General features: G+C 62.0%; 26 protein-coding genes. 19 read left to right on the forward strand and 7 right to left on the reverse strand.

Annotation, left to right across the window (positions count from 1 at the left end):
• Nucleotides 1-46: 46 nt before the first annotated feature.
• Together ACGTNG_RS03840 and ACGTNG_RS03845 are read left to right on the forward strand one after the other, a co-directional pair.
• On the forward strand, nt 47-895 hold the full coding sequence (locus ACGTNG_RS03840; RefSeq protein WP_394575603.1) for a 3-hydroxybutyryl-CoA dehydrogenase: 849 nt from the start codon (nt 47-49) through the stop codon (nt 893-895).
• Between the two features lie 240 nt (nt 896-1,135).
• Nucleotides 1,136-1,909 carry an enoyl-CoA hydratase-related protein gene (locus ACGTNG_RS03845; protein WP_394575605.1) on the forward strand — a complete coding sequence of 258 codons (774 nt, stop codon included), beginning with the start codon at nt 1,136-1,138 and terminating at the stop codon, nt 1,907-1,909.
• Between the two features lie 91 nt (nt 1,910-2,000).
• Here ACGTNG_RS03845 and thpD read toward each other — a convergent pair whose 3' ends face one another.
• Complete coding sequence (gene thpD, locus ACGTNG_RS03850; protein WP_394575606.1) at nt 2,001-2,945, reverse strand: ectoine hydroxylase; 945 nt, start codon at nt 2,943-2,945, stop codon at nt 2,001-2,003.
• 359 nt (nt 2,946-3,304) lie between these two features.
• Here thpD and rbsD point away from each other — a divergent pair, with 359 nt between their 5' ends.
• Genes rbsD through ACGTNG_RS03875 form a run of 5 tightly spaced genes read left to right on the forward strand, consistent with a single transcriptional unit; the run spans nt 3,305 to nt 8,246 of the window.
• Complete coding sequence (gene rbsD / locus ACGTNG_RS03855; protein ID WP_394575607.1) at nt 3,305-3,724, forward strand: D-ribose pyranase; 420 nt, start codon at nt 3,305-3,307, stop codon at nt 3,722-3,724.
• Nucleotides 3,721-5,253 carry a sugar ABC transporter ATP-binding protein gene (locus ACGTNG_RS03860; protein ID WP_394575609.1) on the forward strand — a complete coding sequence of 511 codons (1,533 nt, stop codon included), beginning with the start codon at nt 3,721-3,723 and terminating at the stop codon, nt 5,251-5,253. The genes rbsD and ACGTNG_RS03860 overlap by 4 nt, the downstream gene beginning before the upstream one ends.
• 6 nt (nt 5,254-5,259) lie before the next feature.
• Nucleotides 5,260-6,225, forward strand: a complete 966-nt coding sequence (gene rbsC, locus ACGTNG_RS03865) for a ribose ABC transporter permease (protein WP_394575610.1) — start codon at nt 5,260-5,262, stop codon at nt 6,223-6,225.
• A gap of 50 nt (nt 6,226-6,275) precedes the next feature.
• Nucleotides 6,276-7,163, forward strand: coding sequence for a ribose ABC transporter substrate-binding protein RbsB (rbsB, locus tag ACGTNG_RS03870; RefSeq protein ID WP_394575611.1), 888 nt, complete (start codon nt 6,276-6,278; stop codon nt 7,161-7,163).
• A gap of 51 nt (nt 7,164-7,214) precedes the next feature.
• The gene (locus tag ACGTNG_RS03875; protein WP_394575612.1) at nt 7,215-8,246 is read left to right on the forward strand and encodes a LacI family DNA-binding transcriptional regulator; all 1,032 of its coding nucleotides are present in this window, start codon (nt 7,215-7,217) and stop codon (nt 8,244-8,246) included.
• On the opposite strand, the gene ACGTNG_RS03880 is transcribed toward ACGTNG_RS03875, so the two are convergent.
• A complete protein-coding gene (locus tag ACGTNG_RS03880; RefSeq protein ID WP_394575613.1) occupies nt 8,227-8,997 on the reverse strand; it encodes a Mut7-C RNAse domain-containing protein in 771 nt (256 codons plus the stop codon). The genes ACGTNG_RS03875 and ACGTNG_RS03880 overlap by 20 nt on opposite strands.
• Before the next feature lie 36 nt (nt 8,998-9,033).
• Nucleotides 9,034-9,915 (reverse strand): DMT family transporter, encoded by an 882-nt coding sequence (locus tag ACGTNG_RS03885; protein WP_394575614.1) that lies wholly within the window; start codon nt 9,913-9,915, stop codon nt 9,034-9,036.
• Nucleotides 9,916-10,058: 143 nt separating this feature from the next.
• On the opposite strand from ACGTNG_RS03885, the gene ACGTNG_RS03890 reads away from it, so the two are divergent.
• The 9 genes from ACGTNG_RS03890 (at nt 10,059) to ACGTNG_RS03930 (ending at nt 18,579) form a co-directional block, all read left to right on the forward strand.
• Nucleotides 10,059-11,138, forward strand: coding sequence for an NAD(P)-dependent alcohol dehydrogenase (locus tag ACGTNG_RS03890; protein ID WP_394575615.1), 1,080 nt, complete (start codon nt 10,059-10,061; stop codon nt 11,136-11,138).
• 367 nt (nt 11,139-11,505) lie between these two features.
• Entirely contained in the window at nt 11,506-11,844 is a 339-nt protein-coding gene (locus ACGTNG_RS03895) for a hypothetical protein (protein ID WP_394575616.1), read from the forward strand.
• Nucleotides 11,845-11,946: 102 nt separating this feature from the next.
• A complete protein-coding gene (locus tag ACGTNG_RS03900) occupies nt 11,947-12,165 on the forward strand; it encodes a GDCCVxC domain-containing (seleno)protein (protein WP_394575617.1) in 219 nt (72 codons plus the stop codon).
• A 118-nt stretch (nt 12,166-12,283) separates the two neighbouring features.
• A complete protein-coding gene (locus ACGTNG_RS03905) occupies nt 12,284-13,129 on the forward strand; it encodes an MOSC domain-containing protein (RefSeq protein WP_394575618.1) in 846 nt (281 codons plus the stop codon).
• Nucleotides 13,130-13,271: 142 nt separating this feature from the next.
• Nucleotides 13,272-14,075 carry a methyltransferase domain-containing protein gene (locus tag ACGTNG_RS03910; protein ID WP_394575620.1) on the forward strand — a complete coding sequence of 268 codons (804 nt, stop codon included), beginning with the start codon at nt 13,272-13,274 and terminating at the stop codon, nt 14,073-14,075.
• A gap of 682 nt (nt 14,076-14,757) precedes the next feature.
• Nucleotides 14,758-15,786, forward strand: coding sequence for a hypothetical protein (locus tag ACGTNG_RS03915; protein ID WP_394575621.1), 1,029 nt, complete (start codon nt 14,758-14,760; stop codon nt 15,784-15,786).
• Nucleotides 15,783-16,631, forward strand: coding sequence for a histidinol-phosphatase HisJ family protein (locus ACGTNG_RS03920; RefSeq protein WP_394575622.1), 849 nt, complete (start codon nt 15,783-15,785; stop codon nt 16,629-16,631). Before ACGTNG_RS03915 ends, ACGTNG_RS03920 begins: the two co-directional genes overlap by 4 nt.
• Nucleotides 16,632-16,654: 23 nt before the next feature.
• Nucleotides 16,655-17,779, forward strand: a complete 1,125-nt coding sequence (locus ACGTNG_RS03925; protein ID WP_394575623.1) for a hypothetical protein — start codon at nt 16,655-16,657, stop codon at nt 17,777-17,779.
• Between the two features lie 20 nt (nt 17,780-17,799).
• Nucleotides 17,800-18,579, forward strand: coding sequence for a capsular polysaccharide synthesis protein (locus ACGTNG_RS03930; protein ID WP_394575624.1), 780 nt, complete (start codon nt 17,800-17,802; stop codon nt 18,577-18,579).
• Nucleotides 18,580-18,613: 34 nt separating this feature from the next.
• Here ACGTNG_RS03930 and ACGTNG_RS03935 read toward each other — a convergent pair whose 3' ends face one another.
• A complete protein-coding gene (locus tag ACGTNG_RS03935; protein WP_394576165.1) occupies nt 18,614-19,993 on the reverse strand; it encodes a glycosyltransferase family 9 protein in 1,380 nt (459 codons plus the stop codon).
• Nucleotides 19,994-20,826: 833 nt separating this feature from the next.
• On the opposite strand from ACGTNG_RS03935, the gene ACGTNG_RS03940 reads away from it, so the two are divergent.
• Nucleotides 20,827-21,006, forward strand: a complete 180-nt coding sequence (locus tag ACGTNG_RS03940) for a transposase (protein ID WP_394575625.1) — start codon at nt 20,827-20,829, stop codon at nt 21,004-21,006.
• Nucleotides 21,007-21,163: 157 nt separating this feature from the next.
• Here ACGTNG_RS03940 and ACGTNG_RS03945 read toward each other — a convergent pair whose 3' ends face one another.
• A complete protein-coding gene (locus ACGTNG_RS03945; RefSeq protein ID WP_394575627.1) occupies nt 21,164-21,784 on the reverse strand; it encodes a tyrosine-type recombinase/integrase in 621 nt (206 codons plus the stop codon).
• Nucleotides 21,785-22,069: 285 nt separating this feature from the next.
• Between ACGTNG_RS03945 and ACGTNG_RS03950 the strand changes: the two genes are divergently transcribed.
• Nucleotides 22,070-22,873, forward strand: coding sequence for a hypothetical protein (locus ACGTNG_RS03950; RefSeq protein ID WP_394575628.1), 804 nt, complete (start codon nt 22,070-22,072; stop codon nt 22,871-22,873).
• Nucleotides 22,874-22,991: 118 nt separating this feature from the next.
• On the forward strand, nt 22,992-23,516 hold the full coding sequence (locus tag ACGTNG_RS03955; RefSeq protein WP_394575629.1) for a hypothetical protein: 525 nt from the start codon (nt 22,992-22,994) through the stop codon (nt 23,514-23,516).
• 280 nt (nt 23,517-23,796) lie between these two features.
• Here the strand turns inward: ACGTNG_RS03955 and ACGTNG_RS03960 are convergent, their stop codons facing one another.
• Both ACGTNG_RS03960 and ACGTNG_RS03965 read right to left on the reverse strand, forming a co-directional pair.
• Complete coding sequence (locus ACGTNG_RS03960; RefSeq protein ID WP_394575630.1) at nt 23,797-24,135, reverse strand: hypothetical protein; 339 nt, start codon at nt 24,133-24,135, stop codon at nt 23,797-23,799.
• A gap of 119 nt (nt 24,136-24,254) precedes the next feature.
• Complete coding sequence (locus tag ACGTNG_RS03965) at nt 24,255-24,704, reverse strand: YHS domain-containing (seleno)protein (RefSeq protein WP_394575631.1); 450 nt, start codon at nt 24,702-24,704, stop codon at nt 24,255-24,257.
• Nucleotides 24,705-24,786: the final 82 nt, after the last annotated feature.

Below are 24,786 nucleotides of genomic sequence, written 5' to 3' on the forward strand. Positions count from 1 at the left end.
CCGTACAATTGCAGTGGTCCTGCCAACGACACCTAAGGAGAGTGCAATGAGTGAGCAACCGATCGGCGTGGTCGGCGCCGGCACCATGGGCCAGGGCATCGCCCAGGTACTGGCGGCGAGCGGCTTCGAGGTCAAGCTCTACGACGTCGCCGACGAGCAGCTCGGCCGCGCCACGGCGGCCATCGACAAGGGCCTGGGCAAGCTGGTGGCCAAGGAGAAGCTCAGTGACGCCGACAAGTCGGCCGCCATGGGGCGCCTGGACACCACCACCGCGCTGGACGCCCTGCGCGAGTGCGAGGTGATCATCGAGGCGGCCCCCGAGCAGCCAGCGCTCAAGGAGAAGCTGTTTCGCGACCTGAGCCGCCTTACCCATGATGCGATCCTCGCCTCCAACACCTCCTCGCTGTCGCTGACGCGCCTGGCGGGGGTGTGCGAGCGCCCGGAGCGGGTGGTCGGCATGCACTTCTTCAACCCGGTGCCGGTGTTGAAGCTCGTCGAGGTGATTCGCGCCGAGCAGACCAGCGACGCCACCGTGGCGCGCATCGAGGCGCTGGCCGAGGCGCTCGGCAAGACCGCCGTGCCGGTGGGCGACTCCCCGGGCTTCGCGGTGAATCGGCTGCTGGTGCCGATGATCAACGAGGCGGCGTTCCTGGTGCAGGAGGGCGCGGCCACCCCCGAGGCCATCGACGAGGCGATGAAGCTTGGCGCCGCCCACCCCATGGGGCCGCTGGCGCTCGCCGACCTGATCGGCCTGGACGTCTGCCTGTCGATCATGGAGGTGCTGCAGGAGGGCTTCGGCGATCCCAAGTACCGCCCCTGCCCGCTGCTGCGGCGCATGGTCGATGCCGGTTATCTGGGGCGCAAGTCTGGGCGCGGCTTCCATGTCTATGAGTGACACCCGGGGGCTTTGCCGGAGACAGGTCTACGAGGAGGCGCTGTAAATACCTCCCTGTACGCTACCGACGCCATCCATGGCGTAGGACCTCCTCTCCGACCTTTCCCCGGCGCCCCTTTCGTCACGGGTGGCCAGCCCCGACAAAAGAGGGGATTGCCGCCCAACCAAGCGTTCGCTAGGGTTGGGCGGTCTGCTTTCAATAACGCCTTCCCCCTCAACAACAATCCCAGGAGCCATTCCATGAGCGAGACCCTGATCGAGGTCGCCGACAACGCCGGCATCGTCCGCCTGACCATCAGCCGCCCCAAGGCGCTGAACGCCCTGAACAGCGCCGTGATCAGCGAGCTGGCCGGCGTGCTGGACCAGCTTGAGCAGCGGGACGACCTGCGCGCCGTGCTGATCACCGGGGCCGGCGAGAAGTCCTTCGTCGCCGGTGCCGACATCGCCGAGATGCGCGACAAGACCCCGGAGCAGGCCCGCGCCTTCGCCGGCCAGGCGCTGAAGACCATCAAGCGCCTGGAGACCCTGCCGGTGCCGGTGGTGGCGCTGGTCAACGGCTTCTGCCTCGGCGGCGGCTGCGAGCTGGCCCTGGCCTGCGACTGGGCGGTGGCCAGCGACAATGCCATCTTCGGCCAGCCCGAGGTGCTGCTCGGCGTGATCCCCGGCTTCGGCGGCACCCAGCGCCTGCCGCGCCGCGTTGGCCCGGCCATGGCCATCGACCTGGTGACCACCGGCCGCAAGATCGATGCCCAGGAGGCGCTGCGCATCGGCCTGGTCAATCGCGTGATGTCCCAGGACGAGCTCGAGGCCTACGCCGAGGAACTCACCAAGCAGCTCGGCGGCAACGGCCCCGAGGCGGTGCGCGGCGCCAAGCAGGCGGTCCACGACGGCCTGGATCAGGACCTCGACAGCGCGCTCGCGCTGGAGACCAGCCTGTTCGCGCTCTGCTTCGCGGGTGAAGAGCAGCGCGAGGGCATGAGCGCCTTCGTCGAGAAGCGCAAGCCGAACTTCTGATCTCGCGCTTCCCGCCGCCATGCAAACGGCCGTGACGCTCGCGTCACGGCCGTTGTCGTTGGAGACAGGCGGGTTGTGCCGGTCGGCACGCTCAGCGCAGCGGCTCGACGCCCTGGCCCGAGAGCTCCGGAAAGTCGTCATGCATCGTCAGCGGCTCGATGTCCTCGCGGGTCGCCAGGAACTCGGGCCGCCGCGAGGGCGCCGCATAGGGCTCGTCCAGGGTGTTGTCCACGCTGTTGTAGACGAAGAACAGGTTGGAGCGCGGCCAGGGCGACATGTTCTCGTTCGAGGCGTGCAGCGTGTTGCATTCGAACAGCAGCAGCGAGCCCGCCGGTCCCTTGGGCGCCTGGATGCCGCCATGCTCGGCGAGCCGCGCGAGGGCCTGCTGATCGGGCACGCCGACCTCCTGGGCCTTCAGCGACTCCTGCCAGTTGGCCTCCGGGGTTTCCCCCATGCAGGGCACGAAGTGGCGGTGCGAGCCGGGAATCAGCATCAGCGGGCCGTTGAACTCGTTGTTGTCGGTCAGCATCAGCGAGGCGCTGACCGCCCGCATGCGGGGCATGCCGTCCTCGGCGTGCCAGGTCTCGAAATCCGAGTGCCAGTCGAAGCCGCTGCCCTGGAAGCCGTACTTGTCGTTGATGCGCGACTGATGGATATAGACCTCGCTGCCCAGCAGCTGGCGCACCATGCCGAGGATGCGCGGGTCGCGGGTCATGCGGTCGAAGTGCTCCGAGAAGCGGTGCATGCCGAACACGGAACGGATGGCGCCATTATTCGGGTCCTTGATGACCTGCTCGGAGCGCATCAGCTCCTCGTCCTTGGCCATCTCATTGAGCTCCTCGAAGAACGGCTCGATGCGATCCCGCGAGAAGAAGCCGTTGAACCACAGAAAGCCATCCCGTTCGTAGCGCGAGAGTGCCACCTCATCCAGCGGCCCCTCCCAGCGACGCTGGTTGCGGGCATGCACCACCGGCTCTCGGCGGGGCAGGGGGGCGCGGTAGTCGTTCAGGCGAGTGGGATAGGGATCTGCCAACATGAGAAACCTCCTCGTGATGTCAGTTACGCTAAACCCGGATGTGCGTGGGGACCTGGGGAGACGGGCCGTGCTGCCGGTGCTCCGAGCCGCCGTGGATGTTCTATGTCGCTTCGTGGTCAAGCCCCCTCACTGGGATAGGTATAGCCAACACCGATGAGGTTCAACCCTTGGCGGGACAAGCGCCGCCGCTTTTGCACCAGCGATGCGAGCCCGATCCGCCTGCTCGAGGCTCGCAAGACGGCCGTGGCGCAATCGCCACGGCCGTCTTGCGTTGGGCATAGACTTATGGATAATCGCGACCGCAAACGTTTGCGTCCTACGCTGAAGCTCATTATCGCGATACCTCGCCTGGATGTGTCATGAAACGCCACGGCCTTCTCAATGCCCCCCTCGCCACGCTCATCGCCGAGCTTGGTCATACCGACACCTTCGTGATCGCCGATGCCGGGCTGCCGATTCCCCCGGGCGTGCCCCGGGTCGACCTGGCGCTGCGCCCGGGCCTGCCCGGCTTTCTCGAGGTGTTCGACGCGCTGACCGACGAGCTCTGCCTGGAGGGGGTGACCCTGGCCAGCGAGCTTCGCGAGGTGAGCCCGGACCTGCATGACCGGCTCGCGGCCCGCCTCGATGCCCTGGACGCCCGGGACAAGGGCCCCCTGGAGCGCCAGCGGGTTTCCCACGAGGCCTTCAAGGGCCTGCTGCCCGCGGCGCGCTTCGTGGTGCGCACCGGCGAGTGCACGCCCTACGCCAACGTCGTGCTGCGCAGCGGGGTGCCGTTTTGACCTCCACGGAGAACCCGATCGAGGCCGCGCTGCCGCGCATGGCGTTGCAGGGCATCGGCAAGTCGTTCGGCGCGGTCACGGTGCTGCAGGACGTCGACCTCGACCTCTATGCTGGCCACGTGCTGGCGCTGGCCGGCGAGAACGGGGCCGGCAAGTCGACCCTGATGAAGGTGCTGAGCGGCGTCCACCAGGCCGACGCCGGGGCGATCCGCCTGCACGGCCAAGAGGTGCGCTTCACCACCCCGCGCCAGGCCATGGATGCCGGCATCGCCATCATCCACCAGGAGCTCAACCTGGTGCCGACCCTCTCCGCCGGCGAGAACATCTTCCTCGGCCGTGAGCCGCTCACGGCCTGGGGCAGCGTCGACTGGCGTCGCCTGTTCCGTGAGGCGGCCGCGCTGCTCGAGGAGCTCGAGCAGCCCATCGACCCGCGCGCGCCGGTCTCCGAGCTGAGCATCGGCCAGCAGCAGATGGTCGAGATCGCCCGGGCGCTGTCGCTGGATGCCGAGATCATCGTCATGGACGAGCCCACCGATGCGCTGACCGACGTCGAGACCGCGGTGCTCGAGCGGGTGGTCGCCACCCTGCGCGCCGCCGGCAAGTCGCTGGTGCTGATCACCCACCGGCTGGCCGAGATATTTCGCATGTGCGACGACGTCGCCGTGCTGCGCGACGGCCGCCTGGTGCATCAGGGCCCCACGGCGGAGTCCAACGAGGACCGGCTGATCCAGCAGATGGTCGGCCGCGAGCTGGCCGATCGCTACCCCTACGAGCCGCCCGAGGCCGGCGACGTGGTGCTCGAGGTCGAGCACCTGGTGGCGCCGGGGGTCGAGGACGTCTCGTTCACCGCCCGCGCCGGCGAGGTGCTGGGCTTCGGCGGCCTGATGGGCGCCGGGCGCACCGAGATGTGTCGCGCCCTGTGCGGCGACGTGGCGCGCCGCGCCGGCCGGGTCCGCGTCAAGGGGCGCGAGGTTCGCTTCAGCTCGCCCCAGCAGGGCCTCGAGGCGGGCCTCGTCTACGTGCCCGAGGATCGCAAGCAGTCGGGCCTGGTGCTCGAGCACTCGGTGGCCGACAACATGTCGCTGACCGCGCTGCCGGCCTTCTGCGGCCCGCTGGGCGTCATTCGCCACGGCCGCGAGGCCAGCGCCATCGCCCACTACATCGAGGCCTTCCGCATCAAGCTGAGCGACCCCCGCCAGCCCGTGAAGACCCTCTCCGGCGGCAACCAGCAGAAGGTCTCGCTGGCCAAGGCGCTGATGCCCGAACCCGAGATCGTGATCCTCGATGAGCCCACGCGCGGGGTCGACGTCGGCGCCAAGCGTGAGATCTATCTGTTGATCAACCGGCTCAAGCGCGAGGGCAAGTGCGTCCTGCTGATCTCCTCGGAGATGCCGGAGCTGATCGGCCTGTCCGATCGCATCCTCGTGCTGGCCAACGGGCACGTCAGCGGCGAATTCACCCGCGACGAGGCCACCCAGGAAAAGATCATGACCGCGGCGGCACATGTCGCCACGCCGATGGAGACTTGAGAGACCATGACTGCTACCCCCATGAACCGATCGGCGGTGCGCCTGCTGATCGACAACAAGGCCTTCCTGGCCCTCGTGCTGCTGGTCGTGGTCAGTGCCGCCATGAGCGACAACTTCCTGACCGGGGACAACCTGCTCAACGTCCTTAGGCAGACCAGCATCAACGCCATCATCGCGATGGGCGTGACCTTCGTCATCCTGACCGCCGGCATCGACCTCTCGGTGGGCGCCGTGCTGGCGCTGAGCGGCGCCTTCGCCGCCTCGATGACCGCCTCGGGGCTGGCCCCCTGGATCAGCGTGCCCGGCTCCATCGCCGCAGGGGCGGCGATGGGCATGGTGTCGGGGCTGTTCGTGGCCTTCGGGCGCATCCAGGCCTTCGTGGTCACCCTGGTCGCCATGACCGTGGTGCGCGGGGCGACGCTGGTCTACACCGACGGCCGGCCGATCTCGATCGGCGGCGGGGACGTCGCCGACGCCTTCTGGCAGCTCGGCGGCGGCTACTGGATGGGCATCCCGATTCCCATCTACCTGATGTTCTTCGTCTTCGTGCTCTGCTGGGCGGTGCTGCACCACACCCGCTTCGGCCGCCACGTCTACGCCGTGGGCGGCAACGAGCAGGTCGCGCGGCTGTCGGGCATCAACGTCAATCGCATCAAGGTCAGCGTCTACGCCATCGCCGGGGCCTGCGCCGCCCTGGCCGGCGTGGTGCTGACCGCGCGCCTGGGCTCCGCCCAGCCCAACGCCGGCATGACCTATGAGCTCGACGCCATCGCGGCGGTGGTCATCGGCGGCACCAGCCTGATGGGCGGGCGCGGGCGCATCTTCGGCACGCTGGTCGGGGCGCTGGTGATCGGGGTGCTCAACAACGCCCTGAACATCCTCGGCGTCTCGTCCTACTTCCAGATGATCGCCAAGGGCGCGGTCATCCTGCTGGCGGTGCTGATCGACAGCCGCTCGCAGTCCTCGTCCTGACTCGCGCCTAGCCCGGACACTCGACAACAAGACCTCAGGAGCCTTGCCACATGAAAAAGCTGATCCTGGCCACCGCCGTGGCCGCCACCGTGGGCCTCGGTACGGCCCAGAACGCCATGGCCGATCGTATCGCCCTGGTGATCTCGACCCTCAACAACCCCTTCTTCGTGACCCTGCAGGAGGGCGCCCAGGCCCAGGCGGAGGCGCTCGGCCACGAGCTGATCGTGCTCGACTCGAGCAACGACGCCGCGCGCGAGCTCTCCAACGTCGAGGACGCCTTGTCGCGTGACATCGACGTGCTGCTGATCAACCCCACCGACTCCGATGCCGTCGCCTCGAGCGTGCGCACTGCCAACGCCCAGGACGTGCCGGTGATCACCCTGGATCGCAGCGCCAACGGCGGCAACGTGGTCTCGCACATCGCCTCCGACAACGTGGCGGGCGGCGAGCTGGCCGGCGAGTTCATCATCGAGCAGCTCGGCGGCGAAGGGCAGGTGGTGCAGCTCGAGGGCGTGCCCGGCGCCTCGGCGACGCGCAACCGCGGCGAAGGCTTCATGACCGCCATCGAGGCGATGGACGGCATCGAGCTGGTGGCCACCCAGCCGGCCAACTTCAACCGCAGCGAGGGCCTCAACGTCATGGAGAACCTGCTCCAGGCGCACCAGGGGATCGACGCGGTGTTCGCCCAGAACGACGAGATGGCCCTCGGCGCCCAGCGCGCGCTGCAGGCGAGCGGGCTGGACGACGTCGTGCTGGTCGGCTTCGACGGCACCGACGACGGCATCCAGGCCGTCAACGACGGCAAGATGAGCGCCACCATCGCCCAGCAGCCGGCGCGCATCGGCGAGTTCGGCGTGACCGCCGCCGACCGCCTGCTCAAGGGCGAGAGCGTCGAGGCCAACGTGCCGGTGCCGCTTCAGCTGGTGACCCAGGAATGATGCCGGTGACCCAGGAGTAACGCCGGTGACCGCAAGGTTGGGCGCCGCGCCATGATTCGCCTCAAGGACGTCGCCCGGCAGTCGGGCGTATCGGTGACCACGGTCTCCCACGTGGTCAACGGTACGCGGCGCGTTGCCCCCGCCACCCAGGTGCGGGTGCAGCGCGCCATCGCCGAGCTCGGCTATCGGCCCGACAGCATCGCAAGGGCCCTGAAGTCGAACCGCAGCCGCACCATCGGGATGATCGTGACGGCCGCCAACAACCCCTTCTTCGCCGAGATCATCCGCGGCGTGGAGGATCACTGCTTCGCCCACGGCTACAGCCTGATGCTGTGCAACACCGGCGATGCGGATACCCGACAGCTCACCTACCTGCAGGCCCTGCGCGACAAGCGCGTCGACGGCCTGATCGTGATGACCGCCCATAGCGGGCCCGATTTCCTGGCGGCGCTGGCGCGCCAGCCGCTGCCCACCGTGCTGATGGATGCCGACCCGACCAGCGGCGAGGAGATCGCCGTGGTCAACGACGACTCGCGCCTGGGCGCCAGGCTCGCCATTGAGCACCTGCTGGCGCGCGGCCTGACCGACATCGCCCTGTTGACTGGACCCGCCTCGCATCCGCGCTCCCGCGAGCGCCTGGCCGGCGCCCTGGAAACGCTGGAGAAGGCGGGCCTTCGCCCGCCCGACTCGCGCATCGTCGCCACCAACCTGATGGCCGACGGCGGCCATGACGCCATGCAGCGGCTGCTCGAATCGTCATCGCCGCCCCAGGCGCTGTTCGCCTTCAACGACCTGGTGGCCATCGGCGCCATGCGCGCGGCCCGCGAGCACGGGCTCCGGCTTCCCGACGAGCTCTCGGTGGTGGGCTATGACGACATCGAGCTCGGCCGCTACTTCAGCCCGTCCCTGACTACGGTGCACCAGCCGGTCTACGAGCTGGGGGCGATGGCCAGCGCCCAGCTGATCGATCGCCTGGAGCACGGCAAGCCCCTGCAGCCGGTGCTGCAGCTCGATCCACGCCTCGTGGTAAGAGAGTCGGTAAGAGCGTCGGCGGGCGAGTCGGTCAACGCTCCCTCTCCCTGAGCCCCTGCTGCCTGAGGCCTCGTCGCCGCAGGCGCTCCACCCGCGCTTCCAGCCGCGCGACATGGCTGCCGTGCCAATAGAGCCGGCCGCACTCCTCACATTCCAGAAACGTCTCCACGTAGCGTCGCGTCAGCGGCTCCAGGCGGTCGATCACCGCCGCCTTCTCGACGCTGGCCAGCCGGCCGTTGCAGCGCGCACAGCGGGTGAAAGGGGCAAAGGCGGGATAGAGGTCGAACTCGTCGCACACCTCCTCGACCTGGCGCCAGGGATCGGTGTGGCGTACCCAGTGGGCGAGGCGGATGCGCTTGCGCCGAAGCAGCGGACGATCGCGGGTCAGCACCACGCGACCCTCCCGCTCGGCGATGGCCGCCAACTCGGCATCGTCGATGTCGCGGCGGTAGTGGCAGTCGAAGCCGAGCAGGCGCAGATAGCCAGCGAGCCGGCCGAGGTGGGCATCCAGCACGAAGCGCGGGCATGTTGGGGGAGCGGGGCGCAGATGGCGCGCCGCCGGCGGGGCGCTGGTCCAGGGGTAGACCTCGACCCGCTCGCCGCCGGCCAGGATGTGCTCGAAGCCCACCGAGTCGCCATCGACCAGGATGACGTCGACCTCGGTATGCGGCACCCCCAGCGATTCGATCACGTCCTTGATCGCCGCCCGCCGCGTCACCGCCTGGGTGTGCGTGCGGCCGCGCCGGGCCGGCGGCAGCAGGTCGTTCAGCCGGTCATGGAAACGGATCTCGGCGTCGGCCATGGCGTCTCCCGTCCGCGGAGCCTGTCCCCGGTCAGTCTAGGCCAGCGGGCGCCGGCCCAGCCGAATCATCCGCGTGGCGATGGCGGTGCCCGCCAGGGTGATCGCCATGCCCGAAAGGATCTGCAGGCTGAGCTCCTCGTCGAGCAGCAGGAAGCCCCACAGCAGGGCGCTGACCGGCACCAGGAAGGTGACGGTGGAGGTCGCGGTGGCGCCGGCGCTGGCGATCAGGCCGAAGTAGAGCAGGAAGGCCAGGGCGGTGCTGAGCACCGCGAGCGCCAGGCCATTGCCCCAGGCCAGGGCGCTGATCGGCGCCTCGGGCCACAGCAGCAGCCCCGGCACCAGCAGGATCAGCGCCGAGGCGCTGGTGCTGCCGGCCGCCAGCACCCGTACCGGCAGGTGGGCGAGGTGGTTTTTGGCGTAGTTGCCGGCCACGCCGTAGCAGAAGGTGGCGCCCAGCACGGCGAGGATGAACCAGCCGTCGCCGCCCAGCGCGAAATCCAGCCGGTCCGCCGAGAGCACGTAGACGCCGAACAGCGCCATGGCGAGCCCCAGGTACTGCTGACGCTGAATCGGCGTGGCGAAGAACAGCGCCCCGATCAGCGCGGTGAAGATCGGCGTGGTGGCGTTGATCAGCGAGGTGAAGCCCGCCTCCAGCCGGGTGGTGGCGAGCGCCAGCAGCGAGAAGGGCAGCACGTGGTTGATCAGCCCCAGCAGCAACAGCCGGCCCGCGTGCTCCCGCACCAGGCGCAGGTAGCGAACGCTCAACAGCAGCGGCACCAGCAGCAGCGCCCCGATGCCCATGCGCAGCAGGATCAGCGGCACGGGGCCGAACTCGGGCACCGCCACGCGCATGAAGATGAACGACATCCCCCACAGCGTGGAGAGCAGGATCAGGCGCAGGGTATCGGCCGCTGACATTCGAGGTCCTTGGCGTTAGGGAGCGGAGTGCGTGACGGCGCAGGACGCTAGTTGATGCGTCCTTGACGTGCATCACGGGCAAGAGGACAGATGGCTGTTATAGCTTACCCGCTTAATATTCTAATACATGCCAGGAGCCCTTCATGCCCGCCATGATGAAAGCCGCCATCTTCGTCGAACCCGGCCGCATCGAGATCGACGACAAGCCGATGCCGGAGATTGGTCCCAACGATGCCCTGATTCGCGTGACCACCACCACCATCTGCGGCACCGACGTGCACATCCTCAAGGGCGAGTACCCGGTGGAGCGAGGCCTGACCGTGGGCCACGAGCCGGTGGGGGTGATCGAGAAGCTCGGTGCCAACGTTCAGGGCTATCGGGAAGGGCAGCGCGTGATCGCCGGGGCGATCTGCCCCAGCTTCACCTCCTACGCCTGCCAGGACGGCTGTAGCGCCCAGGACGGCGGCCACCATGCACACGGCTACAAGCCCATGGGCGGCTGGCGCTTCGGCAACACCATCGATGGCGCCCAGGCCGAGTACCTGCGCGTGCCGGATGCCCAGGCCAACCTCTCGCCGGTGCCCGACGGCCTGAGCGATGATCAGGTGCTGATGTGCCCGGACATCATGTCCACCGGCTTCGCCGGGGCGGAGTCGGCCAATATCAAGATCGGCGACAGCGTGGCGGTCTTCGCCCAGGGGCCCATCGGCCTCTGCGCCACCGCCGGTGCCAGGCTGCGCGGCGCCGGGCTGATCATCGCCGTGGACGGGGTCGACGAGCGGCTCGAGATGGCCCGCAAGATGGGCGCCGATGTGGTCATCGACTTCCGCAAGGTCGACGTGGTCTCCGAGATCCTCAAGCTCACCGGCGGGCGCGGGGTGGATGCCTCCATCGAGGCGCTGGGGCTGCAGCAGACCTTCGAGTCCGCCCTGCGGGTGCTCAAGCCCGGCGGCACCCTGTCGAGCCTGGGCGTCTACTCCGAGGACCTGACCATTCCCCTGGACGCCTTCAGCGCGGGCCTGGGCGACAACCGGATCGTCACCTCGCTCTGCCCCGGCGGCAAGGAGCGCATGCGCCGGCTGATGCAGATCATCGACAGCGGCCGCCTGGATCTCGGCCCCATGGTCACCCACCGCTATCCGCTGGAGCGGATCGTCGACGCCTACGACCTCTTCTCCCACCAGCGCGACGGCGTGCTCAAGATCGCCCTCGAGGTGTCGTGAGCGCGTGAGGGGAATGAGAGGGGTTTCGCTTGCCGAGAGGGGACGATAAGCTGTCGACCTTCACTACCTCACGCGTTTCACGGCGGCGTTATACGATCGGTCTGTGATGAGGGGCGATGCCGAATGGCCGCTCGCCCTGCATCGCCATGACCTCTCGTGCAGGCCCCACGCCTGTGGATGACCGCGAGCGCCACGCCGCCTGCCGGTGGGCGCTAGCCCTTATATTTATCGCCGAAACGCTGTCGGACTCATCACCGCCATGCTGGTGGCCTGGCGGCCATCGCGTGTCGAATCGGCAGTGCCGAGCAATGGATGTCGCCCCCTTTGGTAACTCGCCGCATGCGGACATGCGGCCCACGGAGCAACGATGGAAACAGAACTGAGCGAATTCGAACAGGTGATGCGTCGCCAGATCGAGGACTTCATGAGCCCCAAGCAGGGCGACAAGAAGCGCGGTGGCGCGACCACCGCCTCGCCCGCGTCCGAGCCGGCGCCCAGGGCGCCCCGCAGCAAGGCCGCCGGCGCGCCGAAGACCGGCCACCTGGTCAAGCTGGCGGTGCGCACCAAGCCGCTGGAGATGGATACCGTGTTCGAGCACGCCTCCACCAGCATCTCCAAGATCGAGGCCCAGCTCGAGGCCGAGAAGGCCGCCAAGAAGGCGGGCTATCCGATCATCGGCTACGTGATCGAGACCCAGCGCCTCTGAGGCCGCGCCCTCAGGACGCCGACACCCGCCGCGCCGCGTGAGGCCGTCCGCCAGATGGCTATGCTGAACAGACCAGCCACTCACGCCAGCGAGGAGTTCGGCATGACGGAGATCGTCACGACATCGACCCTGACCTGCCCGGAGTGCGGCCATCGCAAGACCGAGACGATGCCCACCGACGCCTGCCAGTATTTCTATGATTGCGAGCAGTGCCATCGCCTGCTGACGCCCGAGGAGGGCGACTGCTGCGTCTTCTGCTCCTACGGCGACGTGCCCTGCCCGCCGGTCCAGCAGGACATGGGCTGCTGCGGCGGCCAGTGAATGGCGAGTCAGTCACGCCTGACGCCGATCGCGCGTTGACGCGCCCGTGCCGCGTGCCTCTATGCCCGGCGGTCCCGGCACGGCACGATAGGGGCCCCATCGGCGAGAGGAACGCCCCGTGAAGATCACCCAGCTCACCATCTACCCGGTGAAGTCGCTGCGCGGCATCTCCCTCCAGCGCGCCGAGCTGACCGAGCGTGGCCTGGCCCATGACCGGCAGTGGATGGTGGTCGACGACATCGGCCGCTTCGTCACCCAGCGCCAACTCCCCGGGATGGCCCAGATTGGCGTGCGCCTGACCGACGAGGCGCTGGTGCTCGAGCATCCAGACGCCGCGCCGCTCGCCATGCCGCTCGATCGCGCGGACCAGCCGCGCCTGCCGGTCTACGTCTGGGACGACCTGTGTCAGGCGCTGGACGAGGGGGCTGATGCCGCCGCCTGGCTCGGCGCCGTGCTCGGCGACTTCAAGGGCAGCGGCCTGCGCCTGGTGCGCTTCGCCCCGGACCAGCGTCGCGACGTCGAGGCCCACTACCTGGCCCCCGACGAGCGGGCCCATACCGCCTTCGCCGACGGCTATCCCTTCCTGGTGGTCACCGAAGGGTCGCTTGACGAGGTCAACCGCCGCCTGCACGCCAAGGGCCTAGAGTCCGTGCCCATGGAACGCTTCCGGCCCAGCATCGTGGTGGATGCCAGCGAGCCCTTCGCCGAGGACAGCTGGGGCGAGCTCGCCCTTCACGAGGGCGCGGTGCGCCTCGGCCTGCGCAAGCCCTGCCAGCGCTGCAAGATCACCACCGTCGACCAAGCGACCGGCGAGATCACCGTGCCCGGCGAGCCGCTGCGCACCCTGGTGGAGATGAACACCCGCCTCGCCCCGGGCGGCTACTTCGGCCAGAACGCCATCCTGCTGGCCGGCAGCGGCCGCACGCTCGCCGTCGGCGATGCCCTGGTGGCAAGCCCGCGCTGACCCGCCGTGCCGCGAACCTGATCGAGGCCGGGCTATACTCCGAATACGGGCGGGCAACGTGACGTCCGCCGGTTCCCATCGACGCCCGCGGCCCGCCTGCCCCCTTTTCCAACGGGGAGGGGGAGATAGGGGAGGGCGGGTGATGAACGACACACCGATGGCTCAGGAGATCGAGGCGGCCCGCGCCTACGAGGCGCTCTTCGTGGCCTCGCTGTTTCGGCAGTGGGCCACGCCACTGCTCGACCTGGGGCGGGTCGCGACCGGCGATCGCGTGCTGGACGTGGCCTGCGGCACGGGGATCCTCGCCCGCGAGGCCCAGCCCCGCGCCGCCCCCTCCGGGCTGGTGGTCGGCCTGGATGCGATGGGCGGCATGCTCGAGGTGGCCCGCGAGCTCGCTCCGGAGATCCTCTGGCGCCAGGGCAACGCCCAGCAGCTGCCCTTCGAGGACGAAGCGTTCGACGCCGTGCTGTGCCAGTTCGGGCTGATGTTCTTCATCGACCAGCCGGCGGCCCTTGGCGAGATGCACCGCGTGCTGGTGCCCGCGGGACGGCTCGCCGTGGCGGTGTTCGACGGCCTGGACGGCAACCCCACCTACGCCCGCGAGGTCGCCCTGCTGGAGCGCATCGCGGGCCCCGCCGCCGCGGAGGCGCTGCGCGCCCCCTTCGTGCTCGGCGACGAGGCCGCTCTTGAGACCATGGCCCGCGAGGCCGGCTTCGAGGACTTGGCGGTGGCCACCCGCCAGGGCATCGCCGACTTCCCCAGCATCACCTCGCTTCTCGAGGCGGACCTGCGCGGCTGGCTGCCGGTGATGGGCGTGCACCTCGACGAGGCCACCATCCAGCAGGTGCTCAGCGAGGCCCAGGTCGAGCTGGGTGACGTCATCGACCCCCGCGGCCGCGCGGTGTTCGAGGTCTCCGCGCACCTGCTCAGCGGCCGCCGGGGCTAGGGCAGCCACCCTCCACGAAAACCATCAACCCACGCCAAGACATCCTCTCTACGACCTATGCATTAGCGCTCGTTCACACATCCCAAAGAAATCTTTGGTAGCCTCGTTGTTACCAGATATTTCCGCGTGGATGTGTGCTGTCGCCTAATGGCGACGCTTTTCTCCAGCAGCGGCCAGCAGCGGCCAGGAGGCGGCACCTCACGGGCCTGTCATAGCGGTAGCGTGCCTTCCTCCGAAATGTGGGTTCGTTGCGGGGGCATTTGCGTTGATGGGCGATGGTTCTCTCCAAGTCGTGGGAGCCGGGGCATTACTTCTGCAGAGACTGCTATCGACCCAAAGCGGACGTGTCGGCAAGGGTGCGAGGTGCGCTTATCGGTGTTGAATGAAGTCAGGTGTCGCGCATATTGCTTGAACTCAGGAAAAATATTTAAAGAATAATGTATATATGCCGATAGTTAGACACGACACGAAAGTCCTAAACGTCAGTGTCATAATTATTTCAGCGCTATACTGTCATCGTATGCGCGGCCTATCCAGGCTTATGATTTATAGAATAGCCTTCTATATTGGATAAGACGGCAGTACAATGGGTGTCTCTCCGCAGGATAAGAGGCTTATCTGCGGAGAAAATTTAAATATCGCCTCGAAAAATGGTGATAAGACTCTATACGGGAAAGTAAGCATGGATCTCCAGGGGCATCTGCTTTACATCGATATTACCCAGGTCTGCGGTGTGGGCTGCGCATTCTGCATGTATGCTGACAAGCATAAGGCGGGCGAGAGCATGACACTGTCGACGCTAGCACAGGAAAACTTGTCTGCCCTGATCAATGGGTCCGATGTGAAGCGGATCTCTGTTAGTGGGGAAGGCGAGCCGCTCAATAACGTAAAGGTATTTCACGAAATTCTCAGGCTTTCTGGTGGCGGGAACAGCTTCGAGTTTATTACTAGTGGATTCCTTCCTCATGACAAGATGGCCGAGTTCTACGAAACAACAAACCAGATCGTGCTAGATAACGGGGACACTTGCAATATTCGCCTGAGCACAGATAGCCATCACATCAAGCAAGTGAAGTGGCGGGCTCACGGATTCAGCATAAATTTCCTGCGAGAATTTCGCCCAGCTGGGCTGAGCTTTTCGTTCCGCTCCATCGATACCGACCGTGATTTTACACGGGATTACTTAGCCTCCGAGCTGGCACGTTGGGGGATTCTCGCCGTCATAGAGCCGCGGGATACCCTTGAGGATATATTGGTCGTTGGTAAAGACAGCTTTAAAATTGATTACAAGAACCTTGTGCACCCTGCACCGAGTACGCCTGACGGATACTTGGATCTGTATGACTATATCGAGGCCACCGAGAACAAGGTCAACAAACGCTTCACTTTTGGCAGCTTGAATAAGCCGCCGCTAGCTAACGGAATGGATTTAACAATAAAGCCCAACGGAGATGTCTACCTGTACGGGGTTGAGAGCCAGCGACTGGGTAATATTCACTTCGATACCGTTCGTTGGAAATACTTAGCCTCCCATGTAAGGGAAACTCCGTTGGTGAGAGCGCTTTATAGTCAGCCGTTGACCGACCTGCTGGCTCGTATCGACAACGTGGAACTCGTACAGTCTATCGTGGCGAAGGCAAACAACCCCTATTGGCTAGTCAAAGAACTGGCGATTCACGACGGCCTGCTTGAGAAATTGGTGCCCGCATGATTGATTCTCATAGCCACACTTTTTATTCGAAACATGCGACCGGTTCTGTCGACGAACTAGTTCGCGCGTCAATAGCTGCGGGTGTGAAGGTTCTAACCATTACCGATCACGCGCCTTTCGCCGTGGACTCGGACAATCGCCTTTTGGAGGCTGAACTCGACTACTACTTCGCCGATATTGATCGAGCGCAGCAGGTATATCAAGGGCAGATCAAAATACTGCGTGGCTTGGAGTTCGACTATATGCCGGGTTCCGAATCCTACAATCATGACCTTATGGCTCGCTACGAGTTGGACTTCGCCATCGGCTCAATCCATTACGTCGAGGTGCCCGGCAATAGAATGGTGAAGGTATGGGAGCTGCCACGCCTGGCTGGACAAGCGTTCCTTGATCGTTACTGCGCGAATCTAGAGGCACTGCTGGAAAGTGGCTTGTTCGATGCTGTGGGTCACGCAGACACCTTGCTGAGAGGCGTTTCCGAAGAAGTCGTCTTGCGTCGTCTTGAGCCGTTACTGCCGCTCTTCGCCCGCAATGGCATCGCTTATGAGTTGAATGCTTCGGGCATTCGCAAATCGAGCCTGGATCTTGAGTCGGGAAACGAGATACATGGGGTGTGGTCCTATCCGTCTCGCGCACTGTTGACGCAATTGATGACACACAACGCAGCTTTCACCGTTGGCTCTGATGCTCACGACCCTTGCGATGCTGGCGCGGGAATCAGGGATATGCTCAATGCTCTGCAACCTCTTGGCTTGCAGAGTATCAGCTACTTTGAACGCCGCCGCAGAATAGACGTGCCCTTGGACGAGCCGGCCGCTCTGGCGGTAGGTCAAAGCAACCAATAAATTATTTTACAGTGAACATCGAAATGTCTGACAACTTGCTCCCGATCCACTGGAGCGAAACCGCAGCAGCACCGGCCGATGTCCAGTTGGCAAGGTTTCACCAAGCTCGGATGCAGATTCGTCCCGAGGACGTGAAGCTGGGGTTACGTGCATTCGCAGCCGACCTGCTCAAGCGCGCCCTGATAAACATGCCCGAGTACGTCTCTATTTTCGGTGGGAGCGCCTTGAACTATCTGTCGCCGGACGGTTTGGGCTCGTTCCGGAATATGGGCAGTGACTCCGACGCCTCGGCCTTGGTCGCAACCTATAGCCGCGCTAAGTATGGGAGCATGAGGGATATACGCTACTTGGCATGGTTACTGATAGAGCATATATGTGCACAACTTGACGAGCCTGAATCGCATTGGGCGCGCCTGTTCCACACCGCAAAGGCCTGTAATGATAACGTGGTGATGATGACTACCGGCTTGCGCAATGTGCCATCCACGGCGAACGTCCTTTATGACATCGTGGTAGAGGAGGTCAATCTCAAGCTTGCGCATATGGATTTGCCTACGATTATTAATGTCAAGTTGCCTCGGATTGCGCCACCGTGCGAGAACTACGCCAGCCTGAGTACCGAGGAGCGCGAGCGCGTCAACCTAGTTCAGGATCATGTCATCCCCGCTGAGAACTTCTACCGCTGGAGCGGTGTGCATGTGATCTTTGGTGATGATGTGCTGGTGACCGGATCGACCGCTGACAAGGTGCTGTACGAGTCCATGCTTAACGGTGCCAAGTCGTTCCAAGCAATCTACCCAGTAGCGATTGATCCGAGGGTAGCGCTTGTTGATGCTACAATCGAGGAGCGCCTAAATACGATGGTCATTAACAACCGTCTCGATGGTGATTTGGCCGCGCTTTTGTCCGAGGCGGATTACCAGCCGATCCTGCGGACGCTGCGTTTGGTATTTTCCGAAGTCAACAGGAAGGAGTTCGCAGCGTTCCTGCCTAGGGTGCCCATTATGAATTGGCTGAACCTGTACAAGTCCGCTTTGGGTAACGATTTTCTGAGACAGTCCGAGTGTGCACCGTCGCTGGCAATACTCAAAAGGCACCTCTCAGACGCTGGCCTATTAACCCCAGACGGAATGGCGGTCCAGTTTTGAACCGCTGTAAAGGGAATAAAGTGCGCTATGTGAGCTTTTGGGAGACGGCTCCGGGGCAGTCGATGCCACCCTATATAGCTTTAGCACTTGTTTCGATCAAGAGGGCCCTGGGCGACAATTTTCTTTTGTTGACGCCTCAAACAGTCCCGGAATACATCGACTCGAATATCTTAGGCAAGGATTGGGGGTTCGAGCCTCTAGCCTTCACGCTGGCAGAGGGCATCGAGGCGATAATTGCCAAGAGTGACTTCATTCGCATGGCTTTTGTCCACCGGCATGGTGGCGTTTGGGTAGACGCTGATACTGTTTTCTTTCGTGATCCGACGAGCTTGCTTTTTCCAACAGGACTCAGTTGCAAACTGCATTGGTTAAGTGAATGTATGTTCGCTTCGCGGGCGGGCAACCCCTTGCTTGCCAAGGCTCTGACCGCCGGGTTAGCTGGTGGGCCGCACTCTTGGGGAAACCCGGGAGGAATCAAAGAGATTGTGGAGCAAAGTGGCGAGGAATTGGTGCCGATTCCGCCAGCAATCGTCGACCCCGGCTACCGCCCACTCTACAACTTCAGCAGTTGTGATGTGATGCGTCGGTTGGATTTAGAACCCGCCGATTTTCTGGTAACTGATGCGGCCATGATCAAGCTTTACAACACGTACTTTACACGTACGACCAGCCGTGTCGTACCTGTTGCGGAGTTTCTTTCCGAAGGTACCTTGCTAGCCAAGCTGTTCCTCCACATCGAGCCTGAACTCTCTTATTGGCTTGACGAGACTGACCGACTAATCGAGTGGTTTGGACAATGATGGCCAAGGTGGCCAAGGCGAGTTTCGGAAGGCCTTAACACTCCGTTGGAGCCACTGCGCTTGCGCGGAGGTGAACACGGCAGCTTGATACGTCGGCTAGATCCATGGGGCCAGCAATCACCTCATGGATGGTCGGAGTATGCCTATGAGGGGAGGCATGGGCGATATATAGCCATGCCGGTAATATTTTTTCCTCGTGGTCGAACTCCAACCCAATTCTCACTAGGTCAAAAACCTCGGTTGTTCGGCCACTCGGTGTCCAAGCGAGTGGGGCAGTGCGGTGATCCGGCTTGTTTACGATCAGGGGGCGGTCAAGTTCCAGATTGACAGTTCCGGGATGACAGTCTTTGACTTCAGGAAAATTCAGGCTAATAAGGGGGAGCTGACGGGCCAGAGTCCTGGAGGCCACCCCCAAGCCAGGAACGATTCGCGCTTGAAACGAAAGCAATTCGTCAGAGTCGATATCGGTCGCCAACAGACTGTCTAAGCTCGCAATTACCTCCTCGACTTGAAATCCGTTCATTTCCTTCATTCCTGTACGGTGATACCGATGTACGTCTTGTTGACTGTAGACCACTGAGGTTCTTGGTGAGGGCGGTGGCAGCCACGGATTGTGTTCAGTTCCCATGGCTGGGTAAATGGCTACTAGCCTTGTTTCCAAACCGACCGCCATGTGTACGATGGCGGTATCAACACTGACCACCGCCTGCGCACAGCTTATGTATCCAGCAGCTTCTCCAGGCGTTGTCAAACTTTTAAGGGCATTGACATTTTTGCGTTTGACTTCAGCCTCTAGGTTCTGCGCGTCTGTGCGGGAAGAGGGGCTGCACATTATCCCGACCGATTTCTCTGGATAGGCGTCAGCCACGACGCGTAACAACAACACCGCTTTGGTAAAATCTAAGCTCTTGTCGGGACGGCTCGCATAGGGGTTTACCAGTATTTGCGGGGCATCAAAGGCGCAGTAAATCTGTGAAGGCCGGGGGACGATGTACTTCCGCTCGACTTCACTTACGCCTAGGTCCATGAGCACTCGCTCGAAACGTTCGGGGACACTGAGGCCAGCCGTTGCGGCACCGAACTTACGGTTGACGCACCGCAAGCCGTCATCGAATGAATAGACCCGTGCCGGTCTCAGAAAACGTAGAAATAGAATCTCTGCTGGCTGGATCCTTCCGACCAGATGGACTACGACATCCACACGGCCAAGTTGTCGCACGACCTTGAAGAGCTGTGCGGTGCCGGGATTCGCATCAGTTACAATGACCCGGTCAACTCCAAAGTCCTGCAAATGTAGTGGCGCAAGCTCCGGCACCGTCAATACAGTCACCCGCGCATTCAGCTTGCGCGCCTCCCGAAAGAAGAAGGATGAAACGATCGCATCACCCAGCTTGGCGTCCCACCTAGGAACCACGATGTGCAAGGGACCACTCGAAGCCGCAGATACTTGGTGTCTATCCGCTAGGCAGCGAATCAAAAAGCGCGCGATTACCTTCCAAGTTTTTTGTAGATTTAACATACTGGTTTAGCACACATGGAATAACCGGCTGTAATATTAATGATGGTTGCTCATTAGGTGTAAGCATAGCTCTGCACATCCCCGAAGCCAATGTCTATTATGCCTCTCTATCGTGGATGGTGCTCGATTCAGGCCCTAGGATGTGCACTTCTGACTTCAAATATGTCTCTTCGCCGTTGGGCGTGGAATTCTCCTAGCTAGGCTATGGCCTCCACGATGACTGTAGACATGACAAGGCCGCCATCAAGACGTTCATAGCCTTCCTAGCGGAGCATGGAGGCAACCCGGACAACGTGTGGAGGTCGTCTGGTAGATGTCTCAGGCCTTCCTGAGCAGGGTTGCGGATAGCTTTCCCAACGCCGACGTGACGTTCGACTGGTGTAGATCTTCACCAATGCGCTTGACGAGGTCCGAAAGAAAGAGCGCCTTGAGAGAGGTTGCCTAAAAGCCCTTCGGTGGGTGGTCTTGAAAAATCCGGATAACGGCAACCTGACGGCCAAGCAGGTCGCCGCTCTTCAGGAGTTTGTAGCTGACTAGTGGGCCACAGTCGATGCCTGGGTGATCAAGGAAAAGCTGCGCTGGACCCAGAAGGCACTGACGCCGCGTGCCGCCCTGTGACACATCACGATCTACCGCAAGTTCATGCGGTAGGACCGTGACCGGGCAGGCGTTACTCAAGCCCATGGCGAAGGCCCCCGACGACGCTGGAACGGTATTCCGAGCAGGTGGTGAGGCGGCGGATCTCCTGTCTTACCAACGCACATCTGGAAGGTGTGAACGGCCTGTGCCAGGTGGCCCAATCACGCGCGCGTGGTTACAGCAACGAGGCCAAATTCATCGCGATGATCTATCCTCATCGGCATTCCCGTGGGGCGCCTGCTCAATCAGGCCAAATTCACCTGATATGACGAAGAAGCTTACAAAGACAGGAAAACGGACTGCAAAGGCATTCAGTCGAGCTAAACGGGGGGCGCGTGGTGATGCTTACTGTGATAACAGTCGACTCTCCACGTCCGCATCTGGCCGATAGCGACAGCATAGAGACTATGCCGTCGCTGGCTCCTGCTAGACTTCTGTCTGCTCAGCCATGACCAATGCATCATCCACCTCAATACCAAGGTATCTGACGGTGCTTTCGAGTTTGGTATGACCTAACAGAAGTTGAACGGCTCTCAAGTTTTTCGTTCGGCGATAAATTAACGATGCCTTGGTACGTCGCAACGTGTGAGTACCATACGCCGAAGGCTCCAGACCAATAGCGGTCACCCAGGATTTAACGATACGAGCGTACTGCCGAGTAGACAAGTGACACGAGCTGCGCAGGCGACTTGGCAACAAATAGTCATCGTTATGGAGATGTGCGAGCTTCATCCACTCTTCTAAAGCTGTGCGGGTCTGCTCGGTTATCTCAAACTGTACTGGCCTCTTCGTTTTCTGCTGTGTGACGATGGCTCTTGAAGACACTTTGTTGCCATGGGATACATCTCGGACGCGTAACTTGACTAAGTCACAGGCTCTCAGCTTGCTATCGATCGCCAGCTCGAATAGTGCCAGGTCTCGGATCTTCTCAGCAAGCTGCAGCCTGACACGAATGGCCCAGATGTCTTTGAGGCGAAGCGGTGTTTTCTGACCGACCAGCTTGCCTTTGTTCCAAGGCTCGCGGATAGCAGGTGTTGAAGTATTCATGGCATGGACCTCCACGGATGGAATGTATAGGATGGTCCAGTACATGCTCGACGTGTGCTGGAGCCTCCAATCGATCGCAAACCGATACTAAGAGACCATGCCGGCAAAGGCAGCAAGCGTGCGCGTGTTAGATATATAGACTAATGTTAGTTAATAGTCGAAAGGATCAAAGGATTGCGAGAATCTTGGTAGGCAGCATTCGCTGGACAAACGTGCCGGCACGTTTGTCCAATCATAGAACGCGCCGTCTAATAATTGAAGCACAATCTGAAGTGAGGGGAATTTGTGGGTCAACTAACTAACTGGTTACCAGCACTGACAACTACTACGCTATTTGGTGGAGCCTTATGGTTAGCGAGATCCCTAATATCAACTCGCCTCACAAATAGTGTCAAGAATGAATTTGACTCAAAGCTCGAAATTCTTCGCGCCGAGCTCAAGTCAAAAGAAGCACAAATCGAGTCTCTTCGGTCAGGTGCTATGTCTGGGTTAATTACAAGACAAGAGGCCCTCTACCAAAGAAAATTAGAAGCGATAGATCAAATATGGGGAGCGGTGAAAGAACTAGATAAGGCGAAGCATGTGTCTTCAACATTGGCGATTTTGAAGTTTGAAACATGCGCAACGGAATCTGCTAAAAATCCTAATTTTCGAAATTTCATGGAAATTGTTAGCGGTAACTTCGATCCTGCAAACCTAGATCTATCAGGAGCAGCTTTAGCGAGGCCGTTCATAACTCCACTAGCTTGGGCATATTATTCAGCGTTCTCCTCAGTAATTATGTCTGCCGTTGCGAAGATGCAAATATTAAAAGTTGGCGTGGACGACGCAGAAAGATTTCTTAACTCTGAGCATCCAAATAAACTGCTAAAAACAGTTCTTCCTTCTAGGTCAGAGTATATAGACAAGCATGGGCATTCTGCCCATCACTACCTGCTTGATGAGATAGAGCAGCTTCTATTGATTGAATTAAAGAATATTCAAGATGGTAAAGAGTCTGACAAAGATAATGCGAAAAGGGCCGCTGAAATCACAAAAGAAGTTGAGAATATTACAAATGAAATGGCAAAAATGCAGGCAGTCGCTTAACAAATTTCTGCACACGGAAAATTACTCGCTGCGCTCCTAACTTCCCGGTGAGCAAAGCGTTAGTCAGCTTTCGTGCTTGATTATGGAATAAGCATGACTTGCCAATTTTGGAGTTTCTATGCACGGCTTTACAGAGCTCGTTGATAGGTGCGCAACGTTTACCCTTGAGGCTCTAAGGGAGGCGAACGAGAGTGCGATTGAAACACTCCAAACAAGCGGTGCTACCTCATTAGTAAAAACTCTTCAAATGATACAGCTTCAAAAAGCGATCTTGTCGGTTGGCATGTTTTCTATTTTTGAAGCCAATCTGCAAGATGGTCTGGGATGTTCTAATGGGTTTGGTAGGACCAAGAAAATATTGGTTGATAAAGGAGAGCTAGATACGAAAGAACGCTTTGATGATCTGTATTTGGCTATCAACGTGATCAAGCATGGACGTGGTCGCAGTTACGATGCTCTTGTTGCGAAGGCTAAAACGCTGCCTTTCAGAATAAAGCTACCTGACGAGTCCTTTTTATTCGAGGGTGATGTATCAGAGGTATCGACATTGGTCGAGGTTGACGATGCATTCGTTCAGTATTGCGGGGACGTGATTGGCGATGTGTCAGATGTGATACGCCGAGTACGCCCCGAGTTCATATAGATGTAAGTGACACAGCAGGCGGCTGGGTCAGATCCGGCAAACTAATTGTTTCAGGTGTTATCTGAACCACTTCGAGCCGGCATCAGCAACTCAGCCCAAAAGGCGTGAGTATATCAGTATTTACTGAATGGCAGCTTCTGGCCGTTTCCAGCCCTTCCCGATCGGGAGCTGTATGCGCTGCTAGCGCTAATCCGCCTGCTCAAGCTCCGGATAACAATCCTTCAACACGCAAAAGGGCCCGCGATATCGCGGGCCCTTTTCGTTGCGCTGCCGGTACGTCCTAGGCGACGTCGGCGGCCGTCTGGAAGTGCGCCCTGGCGTGGTGGTAGAGCACGCCGGCGTAGCCATTGCGCTGCATGACCTTGAGGATCTTCGCCGGGTTGTTGTCCTCCAGCGCCTTGTGCAATTTTGCCCGCTGCTCGGCATCGAGGTCTTCGTACCAGTGGAAGGGCTCGCCGCGCGCGTCGCCGTCCTCGGCCTTGGCGATGAGGTCCATCTCGACGCGACCGCCGTGGCGGTAGAGGATGTCGTAGCCCTCCTGCAGGAGAGTCGACGGCACGTCGCTCGGCTTCTCGAGACCTTCCAGCACGTTGTAGTAGTAATAGCTCAGCGGTTGCATTTGGCTTCTCCGGGGGTAGGCCATGGATCCGTCCCTGGCATGTGCTCCTGAACCTTCATCCTGCCTTAGCCATGGCGAGGCGCTCAACCGAAAAATGCACCCCCGGCGCTTCCGTCGCCTCACCCCTCGAAGATATCCGGCCAGTGCGCGTCAGCCGCCTCGATCTTGCCGGGAATGTCGCGCTCCCAGCGCCACTGGATCCACTTGCTGTAGTTCAGGTAGAGCCTGTCATCGACGATCTTCCACGCCTCGGGTACGGTCGAGGCGGCCTCGCCGTTGGCCGCCGCCCAGGCGCACCAGCCGCCGTACTGCGGGGCATAGGCCTCGGGGTCGGCCTGGAAGAGGTCGCGATGCTCGGCCGAGGCGAACTGCCAGGTGGCCTCGTGCCACTCCCACTGGAACTCGGGGGAGCCCGCCACCGGCTCGCCCTGGGTGAAGTAGGCCACCGGGTCGGTGCCGCCGATGGCCAGGCCATCGCTTGTGAAGATACGTCCGTCGGCGGCCGCGCCTAGCGACCACGCCAGGCCGATCGCCAGGGCGAGGGCCATCCACCAGCGTTTGAGATTCATGATCGGTCTCCTCTCGAGCCTGCGTTCATGGCGCTCTGTCGAGATGCGGCTCCCGGCCTTACAGGCGGGCTCGGTGAGGCGC

The sequence above is a fragment of the Halomonas sp. B23F22_3 genome, assembly GCF_043496965.1.
In the GTDB taxonomy this organism is placed as follows: domain Bacteria; phylum Pseudomonadota; class Gammaproteobacteria; order Pseudomonadales; family Halomonadaceae; genus Halomonas.

Bases quoted from the DNA above. Each gene is read 5' to 3' on its own strand.
- ACGTNG_RS03920 (WP_394575622.1), top strand. From the start codon at position 15,783: ATGATTGATTCTCATAGCCACACTTTTTATTCGAAACATGCGACCGGT.
- ACGTNG_RS03900 (WP_394575617.1), top strand. From the start codon at position 11,947: ATGACGGAGATCGTCACGACATCGACCCTGACCTGCCCGGAGTGCGGC.
- ACGTNG_RS03885 (WP_394575614.1), bottom strand. From the start codon at position 9,915: ATGTCAGCGGCCGATACCCTGCGCCTGATCCTGCTCTCCACGCTGTGG.
- ACGTNG_RS03965 (WP_394575631.1), bottom strand. From the start codon at position 24,704: ATGAATCTCAAACGCTGGTGGATGGCCCTCGCCCTGGCGATCGGCCTG.
- ACGTNG_RS03840 (WP_394575603.1), top strand. From the start codon at position 47: ATGAGTGAGCAACCGATCGGCGTGGTCGGCGCCGGCACCATGGGCCAG.
- ACGTNG_RS03925 (WP_394575623.1), top strand. From the start codon at position 16,655: ATGTCTGACAACTTGCTCCCGATCCACTGGAGCGAAACCGCAGCAGCA.
- ACGTNG_RS03910 (WP_394575620.1), top strand. From the start codon at position 13,272: ATGAACGACACACCGATGGCTCAGGAGATCGAGGCGGCCCGCGCCTAC.
- ACGTNG_RS03915 (WP_394575621.1), top strand. From the start codon at position 14,758: ATGGATCTCCAGGGGCATCTGCTTTACATCGATATTACCCAGGTCTGC.
- thpD (WP_394575606.1), bottom strand. From the start codon at position 2,945: ATGTTGGCAGATCCCTATCCCACTCGCCTGAACGACTACCGCGCCCCC.
- rbsD (WP_394575607.1), top strand. From the start codon at position 3,305: ATGAAACGCCACGGCCTTCTCAATGCCCCCCTCGCCACGCTCATCGCC.
- ACGTNG_RS03955 (WP_394575629.1), top strand. From the start codon at position 22,992: ATGCACGGCTTTACAGAGCTCGTTGATAGGTGCGCAACGTTTACCCTT.
- rbsB (WP_394575611.1), top strand. From the start codon at position 6,276: ATGAAAAAGCTGATCCTGGCCACCGCCGTGGCCGCCACCGTGGGCCTC.
- ACGTNG_RS03875 (WP_394575612.1), top strand. From the start codon at position 7,215: ATGATTCGCCTCAAGGACGTCGCCCGGCAGTCGGGCGTATCGGTGACC.
- rbsC (WP_394575610.1), top strand. From the start codon at position 5,260: ATGACTGCTACCCCCATGAACCGATCGGCGGTGCGCCTGCTGATCGAC.
- ACGTNG_RS03945 (WP_394575627.1), bottom strand. From the start codon at position 21,784: ATGAATACTTCAACACCTGCTATCCGCGAGCCTTGGAACAAAGGCAAG.
- ACGTNG_RS03895 (WP_394575616.1), top strand. From the start codon at position 11,506: ATGGAAACAGAACTGAGCGAATTCGAACAGGTGATGCGTCGCCAGATC.
- ACGTNG_RS03960 (WP_394575630.1), bottom strand. From the start codon at position 24,135: ATGCAACCGCTGAGCTATTACTACTACAACGTGCTGGAAGGTCTCGAG.
- ACGTNG_RS03845 (WP_394575605.1), top strand. From the start codon at position 1,136: ATGAGCGAGACCCTGATCGAGGTCGCCGACAACGCCGGCATCGTCCGC.
- ACGTNG_RS03880 (WP_394575613.1), bottom strand. From the start codon at position 8,997: ATGGCCGACGCCGAGATCCGTTTCCATGACCGGCTGAACGACCTGCTG.
- ACGTNG_RS03890 (WP_394575615.1), top strand. From the start codon at position 10,059: ATGCCCGCCATGATGAAAGCCGCCATCTTCGTCGAACCCGGCCGCATC.